This window comes from Staphylococcus sp. SM3655 (genome assembly GCF_016917315.1).
GTDB lineage: Bacteria > Bacillota > Bacilli > Staphylococcales > Staphylococcaceae > Staphylococcus > Staphylococcus aureus.
Window position 1 is genome coordinate 306,125 of record NZ_CP070305.1, and the last position, 24,894, is coordinate 331,018.

The 24,894-nt window shown below is 33.0% G+C and carries 26 protein-coding genes, 2 pseudogenes and 1 other annotated feature; of the genes and pseudogenes, 13 read left to right on the forward strand and 15 right to left on the reverse strand.

All coding sequences use genetic code 11. The features are described from left to right. The first annotated feature begins 25 nt into the window (after positions 1-25). Together JQN76_RS01595 and JQN76_RS01600 are read left to right on the forward strand one after the other, a co-directional pair. On the forward strand, positions 26-652 hold the full coding sequence (locus tag JQN76_RS01595) for an NDxxF motif lipoprotein (protein ID WP_000746687.1): 627 nt from the start codon (positions 26-28) through the stop codon (positions 650-652). Between the two features lie 268 nt (positions 653-920). Continuing rightward, the gene (locus JQN76_RS01600) at positions 921-1,304 is read left to right on the forward strand and encodes a hypothetical protein (protein ID WP_000868262.1); all 384 of its coding nucleotides are present in this window, start codon (positions 921-923) and stop codon (positions 1,302-1,304) included. A gap of 65 nt (positions 1,305-1,369) precedes the next feature. Here JQN76_RS01600 and JQN76_RS01605 read toward each other — a convergent pair whose 3' ends face one another. Continuing rightward, the gene (locus JQN76_RS01605; protein WP_000158388.1) at positions 1,370-1,951 is read right to left on the reverse strand and encodes a histidine phosphatase family protein; all 582 of its coding nucleotides are present in this window, start codon (positions 1,949-1,951) and stop codon (positions 1,370-1,372) included. Positions 1,952-2,127: 176 nt separating this feature from the next. Here JQN76_RS01605 and JQN76_RS01610 point away from each other — a divergent pair, with 176 nt between their 5' ends. After that, positions 2,128-2,337, forward strand: coding sequence for a hypothetical protein (locus JQN76_RS01610; RefSeq protein ID WP_000211679.1), 210 nt, complete (start codon positions 2,128-2,130; stop codon positions 2,335-2,337). Between the two features lie 38 nt (positions 2,338-2,375). Here JQN76_RS01610 and JQN76_RS01615 read toward each other — a convergent pair whose 3' ends face one another. After that, on the reverse strand, positions 2,376-2,630 hold the full coding sequence (locus JQN76_RS01615; RefSeq protein ID WP_000466746.1) for a GlsB/YeaQ/YmgE family stress response membrane protein: 255 nt from the start codon (positions 2,628-2,630) through the stop codon (positions 2,376-2,378). A 299-nt stretch (positions 2,631-2,929) separates the two neighbouring features. On the opposite strand from JQN76_RS01615, the gene JQN76_RS01620 reads away from it, so the two are divergent. Next, a complete protein-coding gene (locus tag JQN76_RS01620; protein ID WP_001055897.1) occupies positions 2,930-3,193 on the forward strand; it encodes a helix-turn-helix domain-containing protein in 264 nt (87 codons plus the stop codon). A 137-nt stretch (positions 3,194-3,330) separates the two neighbouring features. On the opposite strand, the gene JQN76_RS01625 is transcribed toward JQN76_RS01620, so the two are convergent. From JQN76_RS01625 to selX, 3 genes are all read right to left on the reverse strand, one after another. Beyond that, positions 3,331-3,903 (reverse strand): PepSY domain-containing protein, encoded by a 573-nt coding sequence (locus tag JQN76_RS01625; RefSeq protein WP_000769722.1) that lies wholly within the window; start codon positions 3,901-3,903, stop codon positions 3,331-3,333. Between the two features lie 180 nt (positions 3,904-4,083). Beyond that, positions 4,084-4,452, reverse strand: a complete 369-nt coding sequence (locus JQN76_RS01630; protein ID WP_000849163.1) for a YxeA family protein — start codon at positions 4,450-4,452, stop codon at positions 4,084-4,086. A gap of 368 nt (positions 4,453-4,820) precedes the next feature. After that, positions 4,821-5,432, reverse strand: a complete 612-nt coding sequence (gene selX, locus JQN76_RS01635) for a staphylococcal enterotoxin-like toxin X (protein WP_000473143.1) — start codon at positions 5,430-5,432, stop codon at positions 4,821-4,823. Positions 5,433-5,637: 205 nt separating this feature from the next. Between selX and JQN76_RS14120 the strand changes: the two are divergent. Next, positions 5,638-6,338, forward strand: a pseudogene (locus JQN76_RS14120) (tyrosine-type recombinase/integrase); the annotation flags it as partial. Between the two features lie 38 nt (positions 6,339-6,376). Continuing rightward, positions 6,377-7,315, forward strand: a complete 939-nt coding sequence (locus JQN76_RS01640) for an Abi family protein (protein ID WP_001817700.1) — start codon at positions 6,377-6,379, stop codon at positions 7,313-7,315. Between the two features lie 265 nt (positions 7,316-7,580). On the opposite strand, the gene rpsR is transcribed toward JQN76_RS01640, so the two are convergent. The 3 genes from rpsR to rpsF are packed head-to-tail and all read right to left on the reverse strand — an operon-like array spanning position 7,581 to position 8,695. Further along, on the reverse strand, positions 7,581-7,823 hold the full coding sequence (gene rpsR / locus JQN76_RS01645) for a 30S ribosomal protein S18 (RefSeq protein WP_001836640.1): 243 nt from the start codon (positions 7,821-7,823) through the stop codon (positions 7,581-7,583). 51 nt (positions 7,824-7,874) lie between these two features. Continuing rightward, the gene (ssb, locus tag JQN76_RS01650) at positions 7,875-8,378 is read right to left on the reverse strand and encodes a single-stranded DNA-binding protein (RefSeq protein WP_000934799.1); all 504 of its coding nucleotides are present in this window, start codon (positions 8,376-8,378) and stop codon (positions 7,875-7,877) included. Positions 8,379-8,398: 20 nt separating this feature from the next. Further along, a complete protein-coding gene (gene rpsF / locus JQN76_RS01655; RefSeq protein ID WP_001261460.1) occupies positions 8,399-8,695 on the reverse strand; it encodes a 30S ribosomal protein S6 in 297 nt (98 codons plus the stop codon). Positions 8,696-8,938: 243 nt separating this feature from the next. Between rpsF and JQN76_RS01660 the strand changes: the two genes are divergently transcribed. Further along, positions 8,939-9,130, forward strand: a complete 192-nt coding sequence (locus JQN76_RS01660; protein ID WP_001052483.1) for a hypothetical protein — start codon at positions 8,939-8,941, stop codon at positions 9,128-9,130. A gap of 85 nt (positions 9,131-9,215) precedes the next feature. On the opposite strand, the gene ychF is transcribed toward JQN76_RS01660, so the two are convergent. The 4 genes from ychF to JQN76_RS01680 all read right to left on the reverse strand — a co-directional run bounded on the left by ychF (position 9,216) and on the right by JQN76_RS01680 (position 12,441). Beyond that, positions 9,216-10,313, reverse strand: coding sequence for a redox-regulated ATPase YchF (ychF, locus tag JQN76_RS01665; protein WP_001218732.1), 1,098 nt, complete (start codon positions 10,311-10,313; stop codon positions 9,216-9,218). A gap of 11 nt (positions 10,314-10,324) precedes the next feature. Further along, positions 10,325-10,528: a DUF951 domain-containing protein gene (locus JQN76_RS01670; protein WP_000157345.1), complete on the reverse strand. Its 204-nt coding sequence runs from the start codon at positions 10,526-10,528 to the stop codon at positions 10,325-10,327. A 29-nt stretch (positions 10,529-10,557) separates the two neighbouring features. Beyond that, the gene (locus JQN76_RS01675; RefSeq protein ID WP_001077602.1) at positions 10,558-11,439 is read right to left on the reverse strand and encodes a mechanosensitive ion channel family protein; all 882 of its coding nucleotides are present in this window, start codon (positions 11,437-11,439) and stop codon (positions 10,558-10,560) included. A gap of 156 nt (positions 11,440-11,595) precedes the next feature. Further along, on the reverse strand, positions 11,596-12,441 hold the full coding sequence (locus JQN76_RS01680) for a ParB/RepB/Spo0J family partition protein (protein WP_001566903.1): 846 nt from the start codon (positions 12,439-12,441) through the stop codon (positions 11,596-11,598). A 228-nt stretch (positions 12,442-12,669) separates the two neighbouring features. After that, positions 12,670-13,039 (forward strand) — a binding site (T-box leader). Between the two features lie 65 nt (positions 13,040-13,104). Here JQN76_RS01680 and JQN76_RS01685 point away from each other — a divergent pair. From JQN76_RS01685 to JQN76_RS01705, 5 genes are read left to right on the forward strand one after another with little or no spacing between them, the layout of a single operon-like run. After that, positions 13,105-14,208, forward strand: coding sequence for a PLP-dependent transferase (locus JQN76_RS01685; RefSeq protein ID WP_000655707.1), 1,104 nt, complete (start codon positions 13,105-13,107; stop codon positions 14,206-14,208). Beyond that, entirely contained in the window at positions 14,205-15,365 is a 1,161-nt protein-coding gene (gene metC, locus JQN76_RS01690; protein ID WP_000175852.1) for a cystathionine beta-lyase MetC, read from the forward strand. Before JQN76_RS01685 ends, metC begins: the two co-directional genes overlap by 4 nt. After that, entirely contained in the window at positions 15,334-17,175 is a 1,842-nt protein-coding gene (locus JQN76_RS01695; RefSeq protein ID WP_001836639.1) for a bifunctional homocysteine S-methyltransferase/methylenetetrahydrofolate reductase, read from the forward strand. Before metC ends, JQN76_RS01695 begins: the two co-directional genes overlap by 32 nt. Beyond that, positions 17,172-19,400, forward strand: coding sequence for a 5-methyltetrahydropteroyltriglutamate--homocysteine S-methyltransferase (metE, locus tag JQN76_RS01700; protein WP_000207623.1), 2,229 nt, complete (start codon positions 17,172-17,174; stop codon positions 19,398-19,400). Before JQN76_RS01695 ends, metE begins: the two co-directional genes overlap by 4 nt. A gap of 42 nt (positions 19,401-19,442) precedes the next feature. After that, the gene (locus JQN76_RS01705; protein WP_000195907.1) at positions 19,443-20,195 is read left to right on the forward strand and encodes a cyclase family protein; all 753 of its coding nucleotides are present in this window, start codon (positions 19,443-19,445) and stop codon (positions 20,193-20,195) included. 82 nt (positions 20,196-20,277) lie between these two features. Here the strand turns inward: JQN76_RS01705 and JQN76_RS01710 are convergent, their stop codons facing one another. Further along, positions 20,278-21,459: an acetyl-CoA C-acetyltransferase gene (locus JQN76_RS01710; protein ID WP_001836650.1), complete on the reverse strand. Its 1,182-nt coding sequence runs from the start codon at positions 21,457-21,459 to the stop codon at positions 20,278-20,280. A 538-nt stretch (positions 21,460-21,997) separates the two neighbouring features. On the opposite strand from JQN76_RS01710, the pseudogene JQN76_RS01715 reads away from it, so the two are divergent. Continuing rightward, positions 21,998-23,018 (forward strand): annotated as a pseudogene (locus tag JQN76_RS01715) (low temperature requirement protein A). 383 nt (positions 23,019-23,401) lie between these two features. Here the strand turns inward: JQN76_RS01715 and JQN76_RS01720 are convergent. Continuing rightward, on the reverse strand, positions 23,402-24,031 hold the full coding sequence (locus JQN76_RS01720) for an ABC-2 transporter permease (RefSeq protein WP_000677710.1): 630 nt from the start codon (positions 24,029-24,031) through the stop codon (positions 23,402-23,404). After that, the gene (locus tag JQN76_RS01725; protein ID WP_000209549.1) at positions 24,031-24,873 is read right to left on the reverse strand and encodes an ABC transporter ATP-binding protein; all 843 of its coding nucleotides are present in this window, start codon (positions 24,871-24,873) and stop codon (positions 24,031-24,033) included. Before JQN76_RS01725 ends, JQN76_RS01720 begins: the two co-directional genes overlap by 1 nt. Between the last annotated feature and the right edge of the window lie 21 nt (positions 24,874-24,894).

Genomic DNA, 24,894 nt, shown 5'->3' on the forward strand with positions numbered 1-24,894 from the left:
ATAAACTAAGGAGTTATATTACATTATGAAAAAGAGATTACTACTAAGTACATTTTTAGCATCGACATTAATTCTTACAGGTTGCGCGTCCGATCAATCTGATAACGAAGATCATCATACAAGTACTGGCATCCATGCACCTAAAAGCGCTAAAAAATTAGAAACAAAAGATATCTTTAACTCAGATAAGAAAAATAGTGATATTAGTGATGCAGAGATGAAGCAAGCTATAGAAAAGTATTTGTCTGTAAATAGCGATATACTTGATAACAAATATATTATGCAACATAAACTAGATAAACAAATTGACAGTCAAACAAAAGTGACTGAAAAACAAGCAGAAACACTTAGCCACTTATCTAACTTAGCTGTTAAAAACGATTTGCATTTCAAGAAATTTGTCACTGAAAACAATATTCCTAAAGAATATAAGAAACCCGTTGAATTAATGATGAATTACTTCAAAGCTTTAAATAGTACAATCGCCAATGTTGATGAAGATATTGAAAAGCTTAGCTATCAACCGCAAAATAAAATCAATGTTGTCGACGTGCCAACAAAATATGCCGGTGATGTTAATAAAAAGCAACAAGATAAAATTAAAGATTTCTTAAAATCTAAAGGTATCAAGAGTGATGTTATCGATAAATAACTGAAAGCCATCATTGCGACATGTAACACATCATTACATGTGCTTTAATTCATGACAATTCTTTATCTTTAAAAGTGACTAATCTTTGTGCCAATACATTTTAACCAAAACCATACCATTTTGCATCAAGCAGCTTTTTACTGTTTGATGCTTTTTTATTGGTCTTAAATTCTCTATCTATGCCAAAATTCCCATTAGTTGACGCATTTGACTATATATCTAACATATTTCATACTTATATTGACTCTATAAACAAAGGATGGTCATGATGAAAGTTCGAATTACTTTTATTATCTTATCAATTTTATCAACGATTGTTTGCTTATTTTTAGCAGCCATGCATCCAACAGGTCCAAACACAGTAACTTTTGAACAGCCATATTTATTCACCCTCAACATCATTATAATGGTATTAGTCGCATTACCTTCAATTGTTTTAGCTATATATGATTATATGAGTTTTAGAATTTCTTCTGCTATTTTACAATTTCTAGGGGCTATCTCTTGGTTCTTTTTATCATTGATATTATCGCTCACTCAATTTACACCTTTTACATTAGCGTCATTTATAACTTCAATTATTTTGTTCGCAAGCACAATTATCACATTATCTATTGGTGGTAAGTCTGTTGATAAGAATGATTCCCATTAAATTCCAAATACAAAAAAGGTTCTGAAGGCAGCTATAAAACACAGCTTTTCAGAACCTCTATACTTCTATTCAATGATATATGGTTTGCAATTTTCAACTTTTAAATCCACAGCTTCTTCCCGTGAAACGTTATTAAAATAAACCATTAAACAACGAATGACAACTTGATGTGCAACAATGACGATATCATCTTTTTGTGTATCTTCATTGACAACATGATTCATAAAATGTTCGACGCGTTGATATACATCTTCATAACTTTCTCCTTCAGGCGCTTTTTGTGAAAAACTATGACGAAAGTCTTTAAAGTTTGGATCATTGAAATATTTTTCATATTTCGGATTCGCACTGATTTCATCTTTATATTCACCCTCAAATACGCCAAGTGAACGTTCTCTTAATAGAGGCGTAGTCGTTGATGCAATGTCATATGGAAAAATATGTTCAAACGTTTGCTGTGTTCTTAATAAGTCTGAAACATATACATGTTTAATCTGTTTCTCTTTAAAATAATCACATAAATCGTCTGCACTTTTTGTGCCACTATCCGTTAACGGCACATCTAATTGTCCACAAAAATAAGATCTAAAATGTTTATTATCATAATTCGATTGTGATTCACCATGTCTAACTAAATAAATCGTCATGCTATTACTCCTTACCTTATGTATTTCATATCTACCATAACACTTTGACCACTTAATCGGCATCAATCTTAATAGTCTTTTCTAAAAAAGAATTAATTCATATTTTAAATTAATGACTCTAAAAATAGTATTGTCTTTAATCAAGTGATGTGTTACTATATGGGTGTAGTTCTTAAATGACTACACAGTCTTTTATATTCATGAACATAATACTCCTGGATGGCGCAACCCAACGTCATCCTTTTTTTATTTGTCAAATACTCGCTTTTTTATTTCCAACCTCTCCTCATGTTAATTTATTACTTTTTAATCCTATCTTACCTACATTTTCAAATATTATAATACATATTGACCATTTTCACGCAAATAAAAAAGATGACAACTGAATGCCATCTTTATTTCAATTCAACCTAAGTTGAATATTTTATTTTTTACGAACAGCTCTTAAAATTAACGTTACAATTGCAATAAAGATAATTGAACCAATTAAAGCTGGTAAGATGTAAATACTTCCTAATTCAGGACCCCATTGTCCGAATAGTTTGCCACCTACCCATGATCCAATAATACCCGCGATAATATTACCTAAAATACCACCTGGGATATCTTTACCCATAATAGCACCAGCAGCCCATCCAATTAAGCCACCGACAATTAACATTCCAATAAATCCAAACATAATTTTCAGTCTCCTTTTTCTATTTATTTTGCGTTATTCTAAGTAGTACCCCTTATTTACAATTCTAAAACAAATTCAAATTATTTTTATCCAAATATTTTTAAAAGTAGTAATTGAATATCAATTTTATTCAATGTAGCTATCGTTATTTAAAGTCTCTGTACCGGTAATATCATATACATTTACATTATTTTTTCTGCCGAATTCATAGCTTGATTATTTTATGTTATAGGACTAGAATATACACATATTATTAGAGCATCTTTGAATTTTAAATCAAGAAGCGAGGTTAATGAACAATGAATATGCATATTTTATATAACTTACGAACTAAACATAATTTAGAAATTGACGAATTAGCACAGCAATTAAATGAGAAATATGGTACTAAATATGAAGCACATCAAATTTGGGAATGGGAGAATCATCACCATGAACCTAAATTTAAAGATGCCATGCATTTAGCTGACTTCTTTGATGCACCATATGAAATGTTTTTAGAAAGTAAGGTTAAAGAATATCAGAAACATTTAGAAGAAGTCGATATTCGCATGGATAAATAGATGCAAATAAACCCTCACAACACGTTTGGCATATATCCTTTCAAATCTATACTGGATATATTACATTACGTTGTGAGGGTATTTTATTAATTAATATAAATTAAGACATTTTACAAGCGTTAATGCAACGAATCTTTTTAGTGATCTTGCTCACTCTTTAATACTTTACCGTTCTTAGCATCAACAGTAACTTCTTGTTTTTTATTACCTTTTTTCAAATCGATATTGTAAACAAGTTTGCCATCATCTTTTTCAAGTGACCATTCTTTAATATCACCATCAAATTCTTTTTGTCCTTCTTTAATGGCTTTTTTGTAATCTATAGCATCGCTATATTTAAAGTTATCATTTTCATTCACTGTATCTTCTTTTTCAGTCTTTTTATTAATCACTTTTTTATTTTTATCAGCAACAAGTACTTCTGACTCTTCACCAGATTTTTGTTGCGTCACTTTATAAGCCCATTCACCATTAGAATTTTCAAATGAAATTCCTTTCAACTTTTGGCCTTTGTAAGTTTCTTCAGCTTTTTTCACAGCATCTTCTGGGCTTGTTTTAACATCTTTTAAAGCAATAACATCTTTTGTTGTATTAGTGTCTTGATTAGTATTTGACTCTGTTGATTTTGTTTCATCTTTTGGAGTATCATTGCCACATGCAGTAAGCACCACCGCTGACATTGATAACACTGCTAATGATTTTAATTTCATAATATCACTCTCTCTTCCTATTTTTGAAACTCATAACAAAAGCTTATATGCTATATAGATTGTATTACCCCTTGTTTTTAATTTTATTCATAATTATTACAAATATTTTTAAATTAATCATCATGTGTTACTTTCGTTCGTACTCATTTTATAATTGAACCATGTAATATAAGCATGCTATTATCGACTCAGTTTGTCTAATGCTTTTTTAGGTACTTCTTCCTTTTCAACTTCTTCAAAAGTTTCTACATGATGACCTTTATGTGTAATTTTCAAGTATCTATGCGGTTTAACATCAAATGTAGCAGTATACATTAATTGCGTCTCTTTCCCTTCTTTATTAAAAGCACTTTGAGTATAACTTCGGAGTTGATCATCCATTCTAGTAGACACCTCTGTCGTTTTAACATAAGAATCATCTTCCTTTACTAATGGGTTAAATTGATCTGTTATACCATGAGAGTCTATTGTTTTTAAAATGAATAAAGCAGCATAAGCGCCAATGATAGTAAGTGCAAGATATGTTATTGTTTTTAAAATCGTTTTCAAAAGATCACCTCTGACAAAATATAAAATAGGATGCCTCTGAAAACAACTTACATAATTGTAATTAAAGTGTAAGTATTAGGAGAAAATGATGGTATTTGAATCTGAAAGATACGAATCGTTTTTAAAATAAGTTATTTTATAGAGACTTTATTATGGAATTGAAAGAAGTTAATTTTAAGGTTGTCGAATGTAAAAACATATTGATTAACCATAAAAGAGAAATTATTTTTGTAGATTTCGGCATAAAAGTCATTAAAGAATTTTCTATATGATGGTGCTAATCATAACAAAGAAAGCTAGGCACCTTTAGATACCTAACTTTCAAAGTATTAGCGATAAAACACTATATATACTAATTTAACTTAATTTCAAACTTGTTCAATGTCATTAACACTTTTCACAAGTTCGAAAGTTACATTTTTTATATCATCAGTATTAATTTTTACATTTTCCCTATCTTTTTGTAGCTCTTTATGCGACTCTAATGTATATTTACCACCATTCTTTGTATTTATGACGATGTTACCTTTAGGCAAATGTTCTCCCATATATAAGCCATAAGAAATATGAGCAAATCTTATGATATGATCCAATTCTTTTAAAGTGACAACTTCTTTATTAAGAGTAATGTTCCTCTTAGGTGTATACACTCTATCAGCAACTCTGTATGTTCCTTCTAAATGTATACGAACTTGGTTTTCATTTAAAGGTCTCTCTGAATAAACCCAATTCCTAGATTTATTAGATTTTCCATTTATTGTATCCTTGCTGTATCTATCGTAAAGTTTTTTAACCAAAGCTTTTTCTGAATTATTTGGTACTTCTTCAACTTTTTGTAATTGTTTATCTTGTACACTTGAGGAATTTTGTGTTGACGCGTCTGCTTTTGGATATATTCCAAATGTTCCCCCATAGATGATACCTAGCGATAGAATAGATTTTAATACGATTGAATTTTTCGAATGATGTTTTTTGAACATATTTAACTACCTCCTTGATGTAAAGCTTTATTTGCTACAATTATAAAAATAATAGACGTGTTCATGAATTAAATTCATCTTAACTCTTGATTAACTTTAATTTTCTATCACTTTGTCTTTAATAACTATAAATCGTCTACACATAATTGGACTAAATCTAAGAGAATAAAATTTGTTAATTTAAAATAGCAAGCAATTCAAAGTTATATGTGTAATAGATAAAATAGATATCCCTATAGTGATGCGTTACTAGCTAAACATAATAACACTTTAGAAGATAATGAAGTTAAGGAGTTACTGGATTGTTTCGACTATCTAATTCAGCATAAAAATATCCAACGACAAAACGTAATTATAAAATTGTAAAAGCTATGGTACAGTTTCAAATTGCTAATGACATGCGTATCGGTGAGCTACTTGCAATAAAGAGAGTAAATATAAACTATGAAGATAAAAAGCTAGATATCGACGGTAAAGTTAATTGGGAAACTGAAAAAAGACGGGAGCATTCGGAGTAAAGGAGACAACTGAAAGAAGTAATAGCTATAAGGCCATAGGGCTCACTACCCAAAGCATCGACTTACTAAGAACACTTATGCTTGGAATGATAAGTTTATTGATAGAGAGTACATATTCACAAATACGGCTGGTAGCCCTATCGACTCGAACAAAATTAGCCACATTATTAAAGGGGGGCGCTGATATTAGTCCTATTAAGAAACCTATAACAACGCATACATTACATCATTCGCATATATCTACACTTGCTCAATTAGGAATTAACTTAAAAGCAATGCAAGAGCATGTAGGTCATTCAGATTATAAAAAAATCTAGAGATATACACACATGTTACTAATCAGATGGCGAAAGATATGATGAATAAATTTGAACGATTGGGGAGTTAAAATTGGAAAAAGATGATACACTAGCAGAAATTAAGCCTATGCTCAATTTTGATGAGCAAATAGCGAAATTAAAACAGATGAATATATTTTTTAATATTATTGACACCGAAAAAGCAAATGAAATTCTTAGAAAAAATAATTACTTTTTCAAACTAGCTTATTTCCGAAAAAATTTCGAAAAAAAGAATGGCGGCTATTTCATAGAATTTGCTTATTTATCAGATTTAGCAACTATAGATATGAAATTAAGATACACAATGTTGCATTTAACTTTAGATATTGAACATAGTTTAAAGTGTCTAGTCTTAAAACTAATAACAGAAAATAACCAAGAAGATGGTTATAAAATAATAGATGAGTTCTTATGTATTGATAAATCATATAGCAATTCAAATTTTGACACAAATTCAAGAACACCAGAAGAAGTTATGGAAACCAAAATCAAAAATAAAAACGAAATATTCAAGCATATGAATAAACGAGGACAACTACCCGAGAAGTTGAATAAATACTATCAAAATCCACCCGCATGGGTTTGCATTGAATTCATGCAACTAGGTCAATTCGTTTCGTTTCTCAACTTCTATTACAAGAAGTACAATGACGAAGAATTGAGAGTTGCTAATATTTTAATGCCTTTAGTTAAAAATATAAGAAACAAATCAGCTCATAACCAACCCATCATAGCAAATCTAAATTATGACAGTAGATCTCCTCAATATTTATTTGAAAAAGGGAATAATATAGGCATATCTAGAAACATGTTCGGAATAAAAAATTTCATAGATACTTTCGCTACGCTAGAATTACATAATCAAGTTTGTAGTAATGCAATTATCCAAGCAAGATATCACGATTTGGACCAACTTCAAAAGCGATATAAAAGAAACGAAAGCTATTATAATAATGCATTAGCTATCAAAAGATTTTTTATAGCTTTAGATAAAATTATTGACTTCAACAGACCAAAAGTATAAACTATCTAGTGAGGAAAGAGACTTATAGGTCTCGCGAGTTATTTTAATTCGTATGCAAGAAAAAGAAGAGCTATGCATTTTATTTAAAATGCGTAGTTCTTTTTTTATGCATCTAAATTCATATTATTTTTGCAATATAAATATATCTTTGTGCAAATTCCGAACACAAAACATTCACATCATCCTTTTTTGCCCTTTGTCTATACCCCAAAACACAAAAAGCCCCGTAAGCCTATGCCTACGGGGTTTGACAATAAATTATATATTATTGTTCTTCTTTAACATATGGTAATAATGCCATATGACGAGAACGTTTGATAGCTGTAGTCAACATACGTTGATATTTAGCTGAAGTACCAGTTACACAACGTGGTAAAATTTTACCGCGTTCTGAGATAAAACGTTTTAATAATTCAGTGTCTTTGTAGTCGATATGTGTAATACCATTTGCTGTGAAATAGCATACTTTTTTACGACGACGTCCGCCTCTTCTTGGTCCACCTGCCATGATTGTGTGCCTCCTTTGATAATTTTTTCGCTTTAATTTCGTTAATTTTTCTTAGAATGGTAAGTCATCATCACTTATATCAATCGGTCCGTTTGCATTTGCAAATGGATTATCAGATTGTTTCGTGTTTGATGAATTATTGTACGAATTGTTTTGTCCTGATTGTTGACCACCGAATCCTTGACCGTAATCTTGGAATTCATTTTGTTGACGTTGGCCACCATTTTGTTGCGCATTTTTAGGTTCAAGGAATTGAACGCTATCACACACAACTTCAGTAACAAACACACGACGACCTTCTTGATTTTCATAATTACGGGATTGTAAGCGACCATCTACACCAGCTAAACTACCTTTAGATAAATAGTTATTTACATTATCTGCTTGTCTTCTAAAAACAACACAGTTAATAAAATCTGCTTCGCGCTCCCCTTGAGCATTCGTGAACGTACGATTTACTGCAAGAGTGAATGTCGCTACACTCACACCTGAGGGAGTGGTTCTGTATTCCGGATCTTTCGTTAAACGACCTACTAATACAACTCTATTTAGCATTTAAACGCCCCCTCTAATTATTACTTGTCTTCGTCTTCACGAATAACCATGTAACGAATGATATCGTCACTGATTTTAGCTAGACGTTGGAATTCGTCAGTAGCTTTGTTGTTATCAGATTTAACACGTACGATGTTGTAGAAGCCATCTTTGAAATCATTGATTTCATAAGCTAGGCGACGTTTACCCCAGTCTTTTGCTTCTAAAACTTCTGCACCTTCAGTAGCTAAGATGCCGTTGAAACGTTCAACTAACGCTTTTTTAGCATCTTCCTCAATGTTTGGGCGTACGATGTACATAACTTCATATGTTCTCATTTTATATTTGCACCTCCTTGTGGTCTATACGGCTTATCAATCTTAAAACAGATAAGCAAGGAATAATTTTCATTACTCACAATAAAGAATTATATCATGCGCCATTACTTTTTACAATAATAATTCAAACTACTCTTCATATCATTTTTGACATTAATTCATTTGAAATTTTCTATGATATTTTTAAAAATACACTTCACAAAAGCGAACACGTGTTCTATAATAGTTGTGAGGTGGTAAGGAATGAATTTAAATATTGATTGGTCTAAAGATTTTCAAGAATTCCAAGAGATACTTAATAGTGGCATTCATCCTGAATGGCTTTATTGTGCAAAGGCTAATCTTGTTTTAGAGCCTGCTTATACTGGCGAAGGCAAACAATTTTTCAGCACTCAAGATATTATTAACGCGAGTAAAATTATTCCATTCTTTTAATAAATTATACGCATAATTAAAAGAGGCGAACAATTGATTCCGCCTCTTCTCCATATATACTATTTAATTAACTTCACTCTATCGTTTATACATTAAATCTGAAATGAACGATATCGCCATCTTGCATAATATATTCTTTACCTTCTAATCGTTGTCTGCCCGCTTCTTTAGCGCCACTTTCGCCACCATATTGTACATAGTCGTCATAACTTGTTACTTCGGCACGGATAAATCCACGTTCAAAATCAGTATGAATGATACCAGCACATTGAGGTGCAGTCATACCTTGTTTAAATGTCCAAGCACGTACTTCTTGCACACCAGCAGTAAAATATGTTGATAATCCTAATAATTCATAAGTTGTTCTAATTAATCGATCTAATCCTGGTTCTTCGATACCTAAATCTTCTAAGAACATTTCTTTATCTTCATCATCTAATGTAGCAATTTCTTCTTCAATTTTTGCACTAATAACAATCACTTCAGAGTCTTCTTGCGCTGCATATTCACGAATCGCTTTTACTTTATCATTATCATCATCACCAATTTCATCTTCACCAACATTAGCGATATAAAGCATTTTTTTAGAAGTCAGTAATTGCGCTTGATTCACCCATTTTTGATCTTCTTCATTAAAGTCAATACTACGAGCGGGTTTACCATTTTCTAAAGCTTCTTTAATAGTTGTTAAAATACGTACTTCCATTTCAGCAGTCTTATCTTTTTGACGTGCTAATTTTTCAATTCTAGGCAAACGTTTCTCAACAGATTCTAAGTCCGCTAGTACTAATTCCATATTAATAACTTCAATATCATCAATAGGGTCTACTCGACCAGCAACATGAGTTACGTTATCATCATCAAATGCACGAACGACCTGACAAATCGCATCTACTTCTCTAATATGTGATAAGAATTTATTACCTAACCCTTCTCCCTTTGAAGCACCTTTCACAATACCAGCGATATCTGTAAATTCAAATGTAGTCGGCAATGTCTTTTTAGGTTGAACCATTTCTTCTAATTTAAGTAATCTAGCATCTGGCACTTCTACTATCCCTACATTAGGATCAATCGTAGCGAATGGATAGTTCGCTGCTAAAGCACCTGCTTTTGTTATTGCATTAAATAATGTTGATTTACCAACGTTTGGCAATCCAACGATACCTGCTGTTAAAGCCATTAATCATTCTCCTATCTTTGTGTATCATCATGAGATTCGATGATTTTTTTAAGTTTTTTATCAAACGTTTGACGTGGAATCATAATACTTCTTTGACAATTTTCACATTTAATTCTTATGTCTGCACCCATTCTAATAATCTTAAAACGGTTTGTTCCACACGCATGTTGTTTTTTCATTTCTACTATATCATTTATTCCATATTTTGACGCCATTAAATATGACCTCCATGTATTATAAACTACTAAACACCGTTTTCACTATGATTATAAGCAGTCATAATTGGTTGAGGTGTTTTAATACCTTCTTGTAAAAACATTTTTTGTACTTCTTTGCGAATAATTCGAGCTCCAGCAAATCCTTCACCTGGAATTGTTTCTGCAGATATTCTCAATATTACTCTTGTATCTTCAATAGCATCAATACCAATAACAACCGGATCACTAACAAATAAGTAATATTTACTACGTAAAGAAGTAAATAGTTTGTTTAGTTTTTTATCAACATTATCAATGTTTTCTTCGACAGACACTGGAATTTTAACGATAGCTGTACCATTTGTAATTGAGTAGTTCGTTATTTCACCCATACTACTATTTGGTAAAATTGTTAATTCTCCTGAAATTGTATTGATTCGTGTTGAACGAAGTCCTATTGATTTAACCGTTCCCTCTGCCACAGTCGTACCACCATTGTTTATTTTAACATAATCACCTACATCAAATTGACTTTCAAATATAATGAAAAATCCAGTAATAACGTCTTTAACAATGGTTTGAGCACCAAAACCTACTGCTAAACCTACGACACCAGCACTTGCAATAACACCTTCAACACTAATGCCAAATTTACTTAAAATCGTCGTAATAACTATAAACCAAACGATATACTTCACTACATTTTGAACAAGAGATATTAAAGTTTTAGAGCGCTTTTTGTTACTCTTTTTACTCTTATTTTGAATCTTAAATCCCTGTTCAATCATTTTATTCAGTATTTTAATAACTATGAGGGCTACGATAATATAAATAACAATCATAGCGATTTTAGTTGCAATGTTTTCATATGTTTCTATTTTTGTTAATGGCTCAAATAGAGATGAAATAATATTCATGACTTGATTCATGATAAGCGTTACTCCCTTCTATATGATATATCAATATTGTATTCATATTTTTATATACTTCCAACCTACGAAAGTCTCAATATATCTAGAATCAAATGTTCACTGATTACAATTTATTTACACTTGCACAAAGAGTTATTATATAAAATTGTGTAACTATTTACCATACCTACGATTTAATTGTTCAATTATTCTTAGAAAATCTTCTTGTGAATCAAACTCAAATGAGATTTTACCAACCGATTTTTTTATTGATATATCTACTTTGGTACCATACTGTTCTCGCAACTGTCGTTCTTGTTGCTTTATAAATTTAGGCTTAGTTATATCTACTTTGTCTGTTTCCGACTTTGACGAAACATTTTTTAATTCATTAACATGGTTTTCTAAATATCTAACACTCCACTTTTCTTTAACAACCCGTTTCGCTAACCTAAGCATTTGTTGTTCATCTTTAATTGCCAATAACGTTCGTCCATGTGCACTTGTCAGTCGCCCATCTTTTACCATGTCAGCAATCTTTTTCGGCAAATGTAATAACCTCAACATATTCGCTATATACGGGCGCGACTTACTCAATCGCTTCGCTACTTCTTGTTGTGTAATTTTCAAATCTGTCATCAAACGTTGATAACTTTCAGCTTCTTCAATCGCATTTAAGTCTTCTCGTTGTAAATTTTCGATGACCGCCAGTTCCATCATATCTTCATCTGTTAAATCTTTGATAATCGCTGATACGTATTTTAGACCAGCAATTTTCGAAGCTCTAAACCTTCTTTCACCAACTACAATGTAATAACCTTGAACTGTTTTTCTAAGCACAATTGGTTGCAAAATTCCATATTGCTTAATTGAATCTGCCAAATCATTTAAATGATTTTCATCGAAAGTTTTTCGGGGCTGATACGGATTCGGTTTGATATCCGATATATCTATTTGCTTAATTTGTTCATCTTTTGTTTTAGTAATACGTTGATCTTCACTTTTTGACAATTCACTCACATCACTTTTTATTTGATAACAACAGTTAAATATATTTTATGTATTCTAAATGAGTCAGACAACCATTAACCACACTTTATTTAAAAAATAATTCATTTTTCAACTTCAAGATACCAATTACAATTTCACAAACAAATTAACTTTTAAATCAAAATTTTCTGAATAATTGTTGACAAATCTTTTTTTACTCTGTAAGCTAATTAATATCTTATAACAGTTTAATGAAACGTAAACACAATAAAGAGGAAAGTAAAACACACCCTGCTTATACAGAGAGTCTTTAGTAGCTGAGAGAAGATTTTGAAAGCGTGTTTGAAAATGGCCTTGGAGTGTTGATGCCAATATGAGGTGTCTACGGGTTCGCCCGTTATAGCGATACAGTATTAACATTGATGTTAAATGGCGTACTGGATTCTTTACGCACGATTTTTTGTTAATAAGTATGGGATAGCACATTACTATATCCTTACTTACTGACTTTAATTGTGATAATTGTTCAGTAAGCATATTTACTTTTAATGCGTACTGAATAAGGTTATTTCAGCGATGGAATAACAAATAAAGGTGGTACCGCGAAACATAAGCTTTCGTCCTTTTTATCCGATTCATTCGGGTACGAAGGACGGAAGCTTTTTTTATTTTTTCTTATAGGAGGGTCTTAATATGAAGGATACACAGTTAGCCCAAATCACATTAACCGATGATTCAACCGGTGCTATAGCGAATCCAATCCATTTATCTACTGCCTACAAGCATCCAAAACTAGGACAATCGACAGGTTTTGATTATACACGTACTAAAAATCCTACACGCTCAACATTTGAAACCTGTTTTGCCAAACTCGAACATGGTATTGCATCATTCGCTACATCAAGTGGAATGTCAGCCATTCAATTAATATGTAATTTATTTAAACCACACGATGAAATTTTAGTTTCATTCGATTTATACGGCGGCACATTTAGATTATTTGAATTTTATGAGCAACAATACAATATCAAATTTAAGTACGTTGATTTTACAGATTATGAACAAGTTGAAAAAGAAATCACTGATAAAACAGTTGCATTATTCATTGAACCAATATCTAACCCACAAATGATTGCTATTGATGTAAAGCCGTACTATCAACTTTGTAAAGCTAAAGGCTTATTGTCAATTATCGACAATACATTTTTAACACCTTATCTTTCAACACCATTAGCAGAAGGTGCTGATATAGTCTTACATTCAGCTACGAAATATATTGGTGGACATAATGATGTACTAGCAGGTGTCGTAACCGTCAAAGGTGAATCACTCGCGCAACAGTTGTTTGATTTTCACAACATGACTGGCGCAACACTTTCACCAATAGATAGTTATTTGTTGTTACGTGGACTTAAAACTTTGCATTTACGCATTGAGCGTGCGCAATCAAACGCTAGAAAACTTGCTAAAAAATGTCAGTCACTTCAAGCAATTGACGAAGTACTATATAGCGGGCAAACTGGCATGCTTAGTTTAAGACTTAACAAGGCCTATAGCGTCGCTAAATTATTAGAAAATTTAGACATTTGCATTTTTGCAGAAAGTTTAGGAGGTACTGAAACATTAGTGACCTTCCCTTACACCCAAACACATGTTGATATGCCAGATGCTGAAAAAGATAAACGTGGCATTGATGAGTATTTAATCCGCTTATCACTAGGTGTTGAAAATTATGAAGACATCGAACGCGATATCATCCAAGCATTAGATAAAGCTCAGATTGGAGAGATTGTATGACACTTTCAAAAGAGACAGAAGTGATATTCGATTGGCGTAGAGGTGTGGAATATCATTCAGCTAACCCACCACTCTATGATTCTTCAACATTCCATCAAACAAGTCTTGGTGGCGATGTTAAATATGATTATGCACGAAGTGGCAACCCTAACCGTGAACTTTTAGAAGAGAAGTTAGCACGATTAGAACAGGGGAAATTCGCTTTTGCTTTTGCATCAGGTATTGCTGCGATTTCAGCAGTACTTTTGACTTTCAAATCTGGTGATCATGTCATCTTACCCGATGATGTATATGGCGGTACTTTTCGCCTCACTGAGCAAATTTTGAATCGATTTAATATTGAATTTACAACCGTAGATACTACCAAGCTCGAACAAATCGAGGGTGCCATTCAATCAAACACAAAATTAATTTATATCGAAACACCATCGAATCCCTGTTTTAAAATTACTGATATCAAAGCTGTTTCTAAAATAGCCGAAAAGCATGAACTACTGGTAGCTGTGGACAATACATTCATGACACCGTTAGGTCAATCACCTTTATTACTTGGCGCTGATATTGTCATTCATAGTGCTACAAAATTTTTAAGTGGACATAGCGATTTAATTGCTGGTGCTGTCATTACTAATAATGAGGCAATTAGTGAAGCTCTTTATTTAATACAAAATGGTACAGGCAATATGTTATCTGCTCAAGATAGCTGGACACTTGCTAAACATTTAAAAACATTTCCAATCAGATTTAAACAATCTGTCGAAAACGCGCAAAAAATCGTGTCATTTTTAATAAAGCAAGATGAAATTTCAGAAGTTTATTATCCGGGACTTACTGCATCTCATTTAGAACAAGCTAAAAATGGCGGTGCCGTTATTGGCTTACGTTTAGCTGATGAGTCTAAAGCACAACAATTTGTCGATGCACTGACATTACCACTCGTTTCAGTGAGTCTAGGTGGTGTGGAAACAATACTTTCGCACCCAGCAACAATGTCTCACGCAACACTACCTGAAGAAGTGAGGCAAGAACGTGGTATCACTTTCGGTCTATTCCGATTAAGTGTTGGTCTCGAAGATCCTGATGAACTCATTGCAGACATCAAATACGCATTAAAGGAGGCATTCAATGAGTCAATTCCTCACACAATTGAAAGATAATGTTTTAGTAGCTGATGGCGCTATAGGAACCATTTTATACTCTGAAGGATTAGACACCTGTCCAGAAGCATATAATCTTAGCCATCCAGATAAAGTTGAACGCATCCATCGTTCATATATTGAAGCCGGTGCTGATGTCATTCAAACCAATACTTATGGTGCAAATTTTGAAAAGTTAAAACGATTCGGTCTTGAAGATAAAGTTAAAGCAATACATCAAGCCGCCGTTCGCATCGCAAAAAAAGCAGCAAATAAAGATACGTATATATTAGGCACAGTTGGTGGGTTTAGAGGTATCAAACAAGAGGATATCAGCTTACAAACTATTCTTTATCATACTGAAATTCAAATAGACACCTTAATTGAAGAAGGCGTTGACGCGCTACTTTTCGAAACGTATTACGACCTAGAAGAGTTAACAAATGTCATTTTACGAACGAGAAAGAAATACGACATTCCAATCATTGCTCAATTAACCGCTTCAAACACAAATTACTTAGTTAATGGTCAGGCAATCAATGAAGGATTAAAACAACTCGTTCAATGTGGTGCAAACATCGTGGGACTCAATTGTCATCATGGCCCGCACCATATGCAAGAGTCTTTCACACATATTGAATTACCAGAGCACGCATTCTTATCTTGTTATCCAAATGCCAGCTTATTAGATATTGAAAATAGTGAATTTAAGTATAGTGACAATGCACAATATTTCGGTCAAGTTGCTCAAAATCTAATTCGCGAAGGTGTTCGTTTAATTGGTGGTTGCTGTGGTACAACGCCAGAGCACATCAAATTTATTAAAGAATCTATTCAGACACTTAAACCTGTTAATGACAAAAAAGTGATTCCGATACCAACGAAAGCACTTTTCAATCCATCTCAAAATAAAGTTAGACAATCATTAACATCTAAGGTTCAAGAACGTCCAACCGTTATTATCGAATTGGATACACCGAAACATTTAGACACGGATAGATTTTTTGAAAATATCGCTAAACTTGATAAAGCTAAAGTAGATGCGGTAACACTCGCAGATAATTCATTGGCAACTGTCAGAATTAGCAATATTGCTGCTGCTAGCTTAATTAAGCAATATTACAATATTGAACCACTCGTACATATTACATGTCGAGACCGAAACTTAATCGGCTTGCAGTCCCATTTACTTGGATTATCGCTCATTGGCGTTAACGAAATATTAGCCATAACTGGTGATCCTTCAAAAGTTGGTCACTTACCAGGTGCAACCAATGTCTATGATGTTAATTCTAAAGGATTAACTGAACTCGCTCTAAGATTTAATCAAGGTATTAACACTGACGGTGATGCGCTGAAGAAACGTACACACTTCAACATCGCTGGCGCCTTTAACCCTAATGTTCGTAAATTAGATGGTGCCGTCAAAAGATTAGAGAAAAAGATAGAAAGCGGAATGTCTTATTTTATAACACAACCCGTGTACAGCAAAGAGAAAATCATTGAAATTTACCATGCCACTAAGCACTTGAACAAACCATTTTTCATAGGCATTATGCCTATCGCAAGTTACAAAAACGCACTCTTTTTGCATAATGAAGTGCCAGGAATCAAGATGTCAGATGAAATTTTACAACAATTTGAAGCAGTTAAAGATGATAAAGCCAAAACACGAGAACTAAGTCTTAAGCTTTCAAAGGATTTAATCGATACTGTTCATGAATATTTTAATGGTTTATACATTATCACACCGTTTCAAAATGTCGAAGATTCATTAGAACTTGCAGCATACTCAAAATCTATTACTGCTCACAAGGAGGCAATATTATGACAACAATTAAAACATCAAACTTAGGATTCCCAAGATTAGGTAGAAAAAGAGAATGGAAAAAAGCCATCGAAAGTTATTGGGCAAAGAAGATTTCTAAAGAAGAATTAGATCAAACATTAACTGATCTACATAAAGAAAATTTATTATTACAAAAGTACTATCACTTAGATAGCATCCCAGTTGGTGATTTCTCTTTATATGACCATATATTAGATACGTCATTATTATTCAACATCATCCCTGAACGTTTCCAAGGAAGAACTATTGATGATGATTTATTATTTGATATTGCTCGCGGTAATAAAGACCATGTTGCAAGTGCACTTATAAAATGGTTTAACACTAACTATCATTACATCGTACCTGAATGGGACAATGTTGAGCCTAAAGTGAGTCGCAATGTATTATTAGATCGCTTTAAATATGCCCAATCTTTAAACGTTAACGCTCACCCTGTCATTGTTGGTCCGATTACTTTTGTTAAATTATCAAAAGGCGGTCACCAAACTTTTGAAGAAAAAGTTAAAACGTTATTACCACTTTATAAAGAAGTGTTTGAATCATTAATTGATGCAGGTGCTGAGTACATTCAAGTTGATGAGCCAATCTTAGTTACAGACGACAGCGAAAGCTATGAAAATATTACACGTGAAGCTTATGACTATTTCGAAAAAGCTGGTGTTGCTAAAAAATTAGTCATTCAAACATACTTTGAACGTGCACATCTTAAATTCTTAAGTTCTTTACCTGTTGGTGGTTTAGGTTTAGACTTTGTCCATGATAATGGCTATAACCTTAAACAAATTGAAGCAGGAGATTTTGATAAATCAAAAACATTATACGCTGGAATTATTGATGGTCGTAATGTATGGGCAAGTGATATTGAAGCTAAAAAAGTCTTAATCGACAAATTGTTAGCACACACTAATGAGCTTGTCATTCAACCATCATCTTCATTATTACATGTTCCAGTATCTTTAGATGATGAAACATTAGATACAAGTGTTGGCGAAGGCTTAAGCTTTGCAACTGAAAAATTAGACGAATTAGATGCATTGCGTCGCCTATTGAATCAAAACGATAGTGTTAAATATGATAAATTAAAAGCACGTTATGAGCGTTTCCAAAATCAATCATTCAAAAACTTAGATTATGATTTCGAAAGCGTGCGTACTTCAAGACAATCACCATTCGCGCAACGTATTGAACAACAACAAAAACGTTTGAACTTACCGGATTTACCAACAACAACTATTGGATCATTCCCACAAAGCCGAGAAGTTCGAAAATACCGTGCAGATTGGAAGAACAAACGCATTACAGACGAAGCATATGAAACATTCTTAAAAAATGAAATTGCTCGATGGATTAAAATTCAAGAAGACATCGGCTTAGATGTATTAGTTCACGGTGAATTTGAACGTAATGACATGGTTGAATTCTTCGGAGAAAAATTACAAGGTTTCTTAGTAACTAAATTCGGTTGGGTGCAATCATATGGTTCACGCGCCGTAAAACCACCAATCATTTATGGTGATGTAAAATGGACAGCGCCTTTAACTGTTGATGAAACAGTTTATGCACAAAGCTTAACAGATAAACCAGTTAAAGGTATGTTAACTGGACCTGTAACAATTCTAAACTGGTCATTTGAACGTGTTGATTTACCACGTAAAGTCGTTCAAGATCAAATTGCTTTAGCAATCAACGAAGAAGTATTAGCACTTGAAGCTGCAGGAATCAAAGTTATCCAAGTTGACGAACCTGCATTACGTGAAGGCTTACCATTACGCTCTGAATATCACGAACAATATCTTAAAGATGCTGTTTTATCATTTAAACTTGCAACGTCTTCAGTTCGTGATGAAACTCAAATCCATACACATATGTGTTATTCTCAATTCGGTCAAATCATTCATGCTATTCATGACTTAGATGCTGATGTTATTTCAATTGAAACATCTCGTAGCCATGGTGATTTAATTAAAGACTTTGAAGATATTAATTATGATTTAGGTATCGGTCTAGGTGTATATGATATTCATAGTCCACGTATTCCAACAAAAGAAGAAATTACTACAGCAATCAATCGTTCACTACAACAAATCGACCGCTCATTATTCTGGGTAAACCCTGACTGTGGTTTGAAAACGCGAAAAGAAGAAGAAGTTAAAGATGCATTGACTGTGCTTGTGAATGCTGTTAAAGCTAAACGCCAAGAATAATCGCAGCATTTATCATATAATAAACTAAAAACGGGTGATTTTATGACACAATATCCTTTATGGCAACAATTAAATACTTTAAAACAAGCAACTTGGGTTGATTTAACGCATACATTTGATCCGGAAATACCACGTTTTAGTGAGTTTGAAAAAGGCGAAGTTTCAACTTTATTCACGGTTAAAGATCATGGTTTCTATGTGCAACGTTGGAATATTGTAACGCAATATGGTACTCACATTGATGCACCAATTCACTTTGTCGAGAATAAACGTTATTTAGAAGACATTGATTTAAAAGAATTGGTATTGCCGTTAATTGTATTAGACTTTTCAACAGAAGTAGCGAACAACAATGATTTCATCGTAACACGTGCGCATATAGAAGCATGGGAAAAAGAGCATGGTACTATTGAACCTGGCACTTTTGTTGCACTTCGTACCGATTGGTCAAAACGTTGGCCTAATATTGAAAAGTTTGAAAACAAAGATGCGAACGGACAACAACATGCACCGGGTTGGGGATTAGATGCTTTGAAGTACTTAATTGAAGAACGCCGTGTTGAAGCTGTTGGTCATGAAACATTCGATACCGATGCATCTGTGGACGTTGTAAAAAATGGCGATTTAGTTGGCGAACGTTATATTCTTGGTCAGGATAAATACCAAGTCGAGTTATTAACTAATTTAGATCAATTACCAACTCGTGGCGCCATCATTTACGCTATCAGCCCTAAACCAAAAGATGCACCTGGGTTCCCTGTTAGAGCATTTGCAATTAAACCATCAAATGACTAATATTACCCAATAAATCCATAAACAAATAAAAACAGGTTATGCCAACATGTAATTAATACTGTTGTGATAACCTGTTTTCTTATTATTTATATTTTGATACAACTGCAGCGATAGCTTGACCGCCACCAATACACAATGATGTTAAACCAGTTTCAACTTCATCATTCAGTTGATGCAATAATGTCACTAATACTCTAGCACCAGATGCACCAATAGGGTGTCCTAATGCAATAGCGCCACCTTTAACATTCACCTTTTCAGGAGGTAATTTTAATTCACGATCAACAGCTAATGATTGTGCTGCAAATGCTTCATTTAATTCAAATACATCAATATCGCTTAATTCTTTTTTACTACGTTTCAAAGCCTTTTCTACAGCGCCAACTGGTGCAATACCCATAATAGAAGGATCTACACCATGAGTTCCAAAGCCATCAAGCATTGCCAATGGTTCGATATTTAATTCTTTAGCTTTGTCTTCTGACATGACTAACATCATCGCAGCACCATCATTGATTCCTGATGCATTACCTGCTGTAACTGTACCGTCTTTTTTGAAAGCTGGTCTTAATCGACTTAATTTTTCGACTGATACATTTTCACGTACACCTTCATCCTTAGTGACTACGATTGGTTCACCTTTACGTTGAGGAATCGATACTGGAACTATTTCACTATCAAATTCACCATTTTGCTGTGCACGTACTGCTTTTTGTTGTGAGTTTACAGCAAATGTATCTTGTTCTTCTCTTGAAATACCATATTGCTCTACTAAATTTTCAGCAGTAATACCCATATGATATTGATTAAATACATCTGTTAAACCATCATATACCATGCTATCAACCATTGATTGATGTCCCATTTTAAAACCAAAGCGACTGTTGTTGACAAGCATTGGTGATTGAGACATATTCTCCATACCGCCAGCTAGCACGATGTCATTTTCACCAGTCACAATAGATTGATATGCTAATTGAATCGACTTTAACCCAGAACCACATACTTTATTCACCGTAAATGCAGGTACTGTTTCTGGCAAGCCACCTTTCATAGCAGCAATTCGTGCTGGATTTTGTCCTTGTCCTGCTTGTAGTACGTTACCGATGATAACTTCATCAATCTCACTTGGATTCAAACCCGTCTCTTTAATAATATGTTCTATTAAAGTCGCACCTAAATCATAGGCTGGCACGTCTTTAAACGCACCTCCAAAAACGCCAATAGGTGTCCTGTATGCTGCTGCTAATACGACTCTCGTCATGTCATATTCATCTCCTTATGATATATACAATTTTATTACTAATACGTCTAATGAACCAATACGCCACTAACATCCAATTTATGAAACCAATTGCTACGTATGTTACATTTTCATTCTTGTTATGCATTTAACAAATCATATTATACAATGATGTAATTTGTTTGGGCAATCGGAAACGTAAACGGTTTCACTATAACATTTCACACTCTTAAATATGCTCTATCATCCTCATCTATAGTACAAAATTATGCTTTGATTTACCACAAATTATCATTAATCATTTCGCGTAATGACTCTAATTAAATGCTATCTATCATTGCATCGCTATTCACAGCTGGTTTCACCATCAATTTCTCATCAACTTTTTCTTACCATTACATCTCCAGTCAAATATTAAATCGCTGATGATTGTTAATTCCACAATTACCTTGCAGTCACCTCTCCTTCCACTTCATCGCCAAATCTGCCCCTATTCACTAGAAAAAATAAATAGTATACTTAGTAAATTAATTACACATCTTAAAGGAGTTAAAATTTTATGGTTAATGCATTAACACCAAAACATTTAGCTGAAAAGCGTGCAGGATTCCATGAGTTTGTTCTTATGGTTAATGTGGTCTCATCAAACATTTTTTACAAATCGATTTGGTCAAGTTACATTCAAAGACGTCTCGTTTATGATGTTTAATATGTTCATCATGGTCTTCCTATCTAACAGCCTATATCCGGACTTTGAAAAGACATTCTTCCCATTCTTCTTATGCGTGGCAATTATGTATTTAAGTATCGGATTACAGTATTTATTACATATACGTACAGGGTTAGATTATGGCGATAAGCGTACATGTCAAGCTTTTGCGAGCGTAGCCTTTGTGATTTCATTTTTATCATTTCTATCATTAGTACTACCACAAAGTATCCATTACATCCCTGGATTTTTAGGCGTATTCATTGCAGCGACAGGACTTATTCCATTTCAGAAATATCTTGTATTATCACCTGTTAATATGATGCATTTAGTAGAACGTTTTTCGTTACTAACAATTATTATCTTTGGCGAGGTACTGGTTGGTTTAGCTTCGTCATCATTTAGCATTGATCATTTTAGTTACATTTATATATTCCAATTTATGATTTTAATTAGTCTTTTCGGTGTATATTGGATCATTACTGAAAATTACATTAATCATAAATTGTCATCTATCGGTTTCCGTTTATCGTATACGCATCTATTAATCAATATCGCTTTAGGTGTGATTAATGCTGCAATTGTTTTTAGTAATAACAATAAACTAAATGACTTGTTTGAAATTAATATGATGTATATCAGTGTTTTAATATTCTATATTGGATTATGGTTAATCACCCCTTATTTCCATAATGAACTGACAAACGCAAAATATATTTCTTCTTCACTTGGCATACTTGTAGTATCATATATCATCAGCCTTATCTTTAAAGGGCATGACCAAGTAATGATTATCTCGGTATCCGTTGCGACTTTCTGCATCATGCTGATTTATTTTAAAAATCAACGTCTACGTAATAAAAATGAATAAATAGTATTCACCTCGGTCAAAGTATTTGAACTGAATCCAAAAGTGTCGAACTTCACATTATACTTTTGGATTCAGTTATGCTACATGATCGAGGTTTTTAAATATTTCCAAGGAAATCATTGGCATATACCATCATCAATTGATACACACAAATAAATTTCAGCAACATACTAAATAATATATACACGTTAATCCTCACTATAAAAGGAAATAATTCCCACACAACATAACCACCTCAAAACAAATGAATCAATCTAGATATGTCACCTATACTTATCACCCTGCATTTCATTCCACACCAAAAAGAGCAGATGATAATCGTATTGATTTATCACCTGCTCTAAATATTATTTCAAGGACTAGCTTCACACCAAGAATATTGATTATAGTTCTTGTTTGTTAAAAATTTTAATAGACAATATATAAGAAACGCTCGTTATAACTATACCAATGACCGCATATGCTATGACAACTAGCCATCCTTCAGTGCTAATTTTTTCAAATTCTAATGCAGATGCACCACTAACCATACCATATATAAAGAAAAAGACCACGAAAGAAATAAGTAGTAGTATAGATGCACATATCATAATGACATTGGAGTTTTCAGCGCCAAATTTAAATGTCAATGGGAAAATGATAGAGTATGCCCCTATGATACCAAAACTCATTAAACCTGACATAATACCAATCATCACACTTTGGGTCACGATTGTAGTCACAACTAATCCAATCATTAAACTTGCACCGAATAAGATTAAATAAAAGGCAAAGTATGACTTAATATAATCATTACGTTTAACCGGTAAAGTAGATACATAATACATCCATCTTGAGTCTTTTTCATGTTTAATATTATCAGTAATGGGTGTGATTAACATAACCCCAGCCATTGCCGAACTCATCAACGGATTAAATACTGCAAAGTATCCCGCAGCTATGATAGCGACTATAAAATAAATATATGTTTGCTTTCTCGTTGCATAAAAACTACTTAGGAACATACCTTTCATTATACTTCACCTCGCATTATGATTTTCGTAGCGTCATCAATGTGTTTTAAAGGTTCTGCATTTTCAAATTCTGCATAATCTTTAACTAAAATTTGATATTTCCCCTTTGACAATCTAGAAGCAATGATTAAATGCTTAGGAATTTCAACATCTTTATCTCCTGTCGTAACAATTCCATATTGTGCTAAAAGTATATCTTTCTGTTCAGTTAAAATCATTCGTCCATCTTTCATAAACACTAATTTATCCGCTAATTGTTCTATATCTTCAGAAATATGCGATGATATTAAGATACCTCCACCTTGTGTGACAAAATCTTCTAATAGTTCCATTACTTCTTCTCGTCCAGAAACATCCATACCCGCAGTTGCTTCATCTAAGATTAGTAACTTCACATCATGAGAAAGCGCAATCGTTAAAGCTATCTTCATTCGCATTCCTCTTGAAAAAGTTTTAATTTTAGTTTGTAGTGGCAACTCGAAATATTTGATTAAATCAAAGAATTTTTGACTATTCCAAGTCGTATAAATAGATTGAAATACTTTATCAATATCTTTAATAGTCAATTTATTAGGTACTCTCAGATCATCAAACACAACACCTATGTGTTCTTTATATTCTACATCATCCATAGCATGTTCTTCTCCAAAAAATGCAATACTACCGTTATCTTTAAGTCGATTGCCTACTAAAATATTAATTAATGTCGATTTACCCGAGCCATTTTTCCCGATTAATCCTACTGTCTCATTAGTAGCAATCGTTAAAGATGCATCTTGTAATTTAAAATCCGAATCTTTGTATTGTTTGTTCACACGATCTACGTTTAACAATGTTGTCATATCCATGCTCCTCTTTGTTTA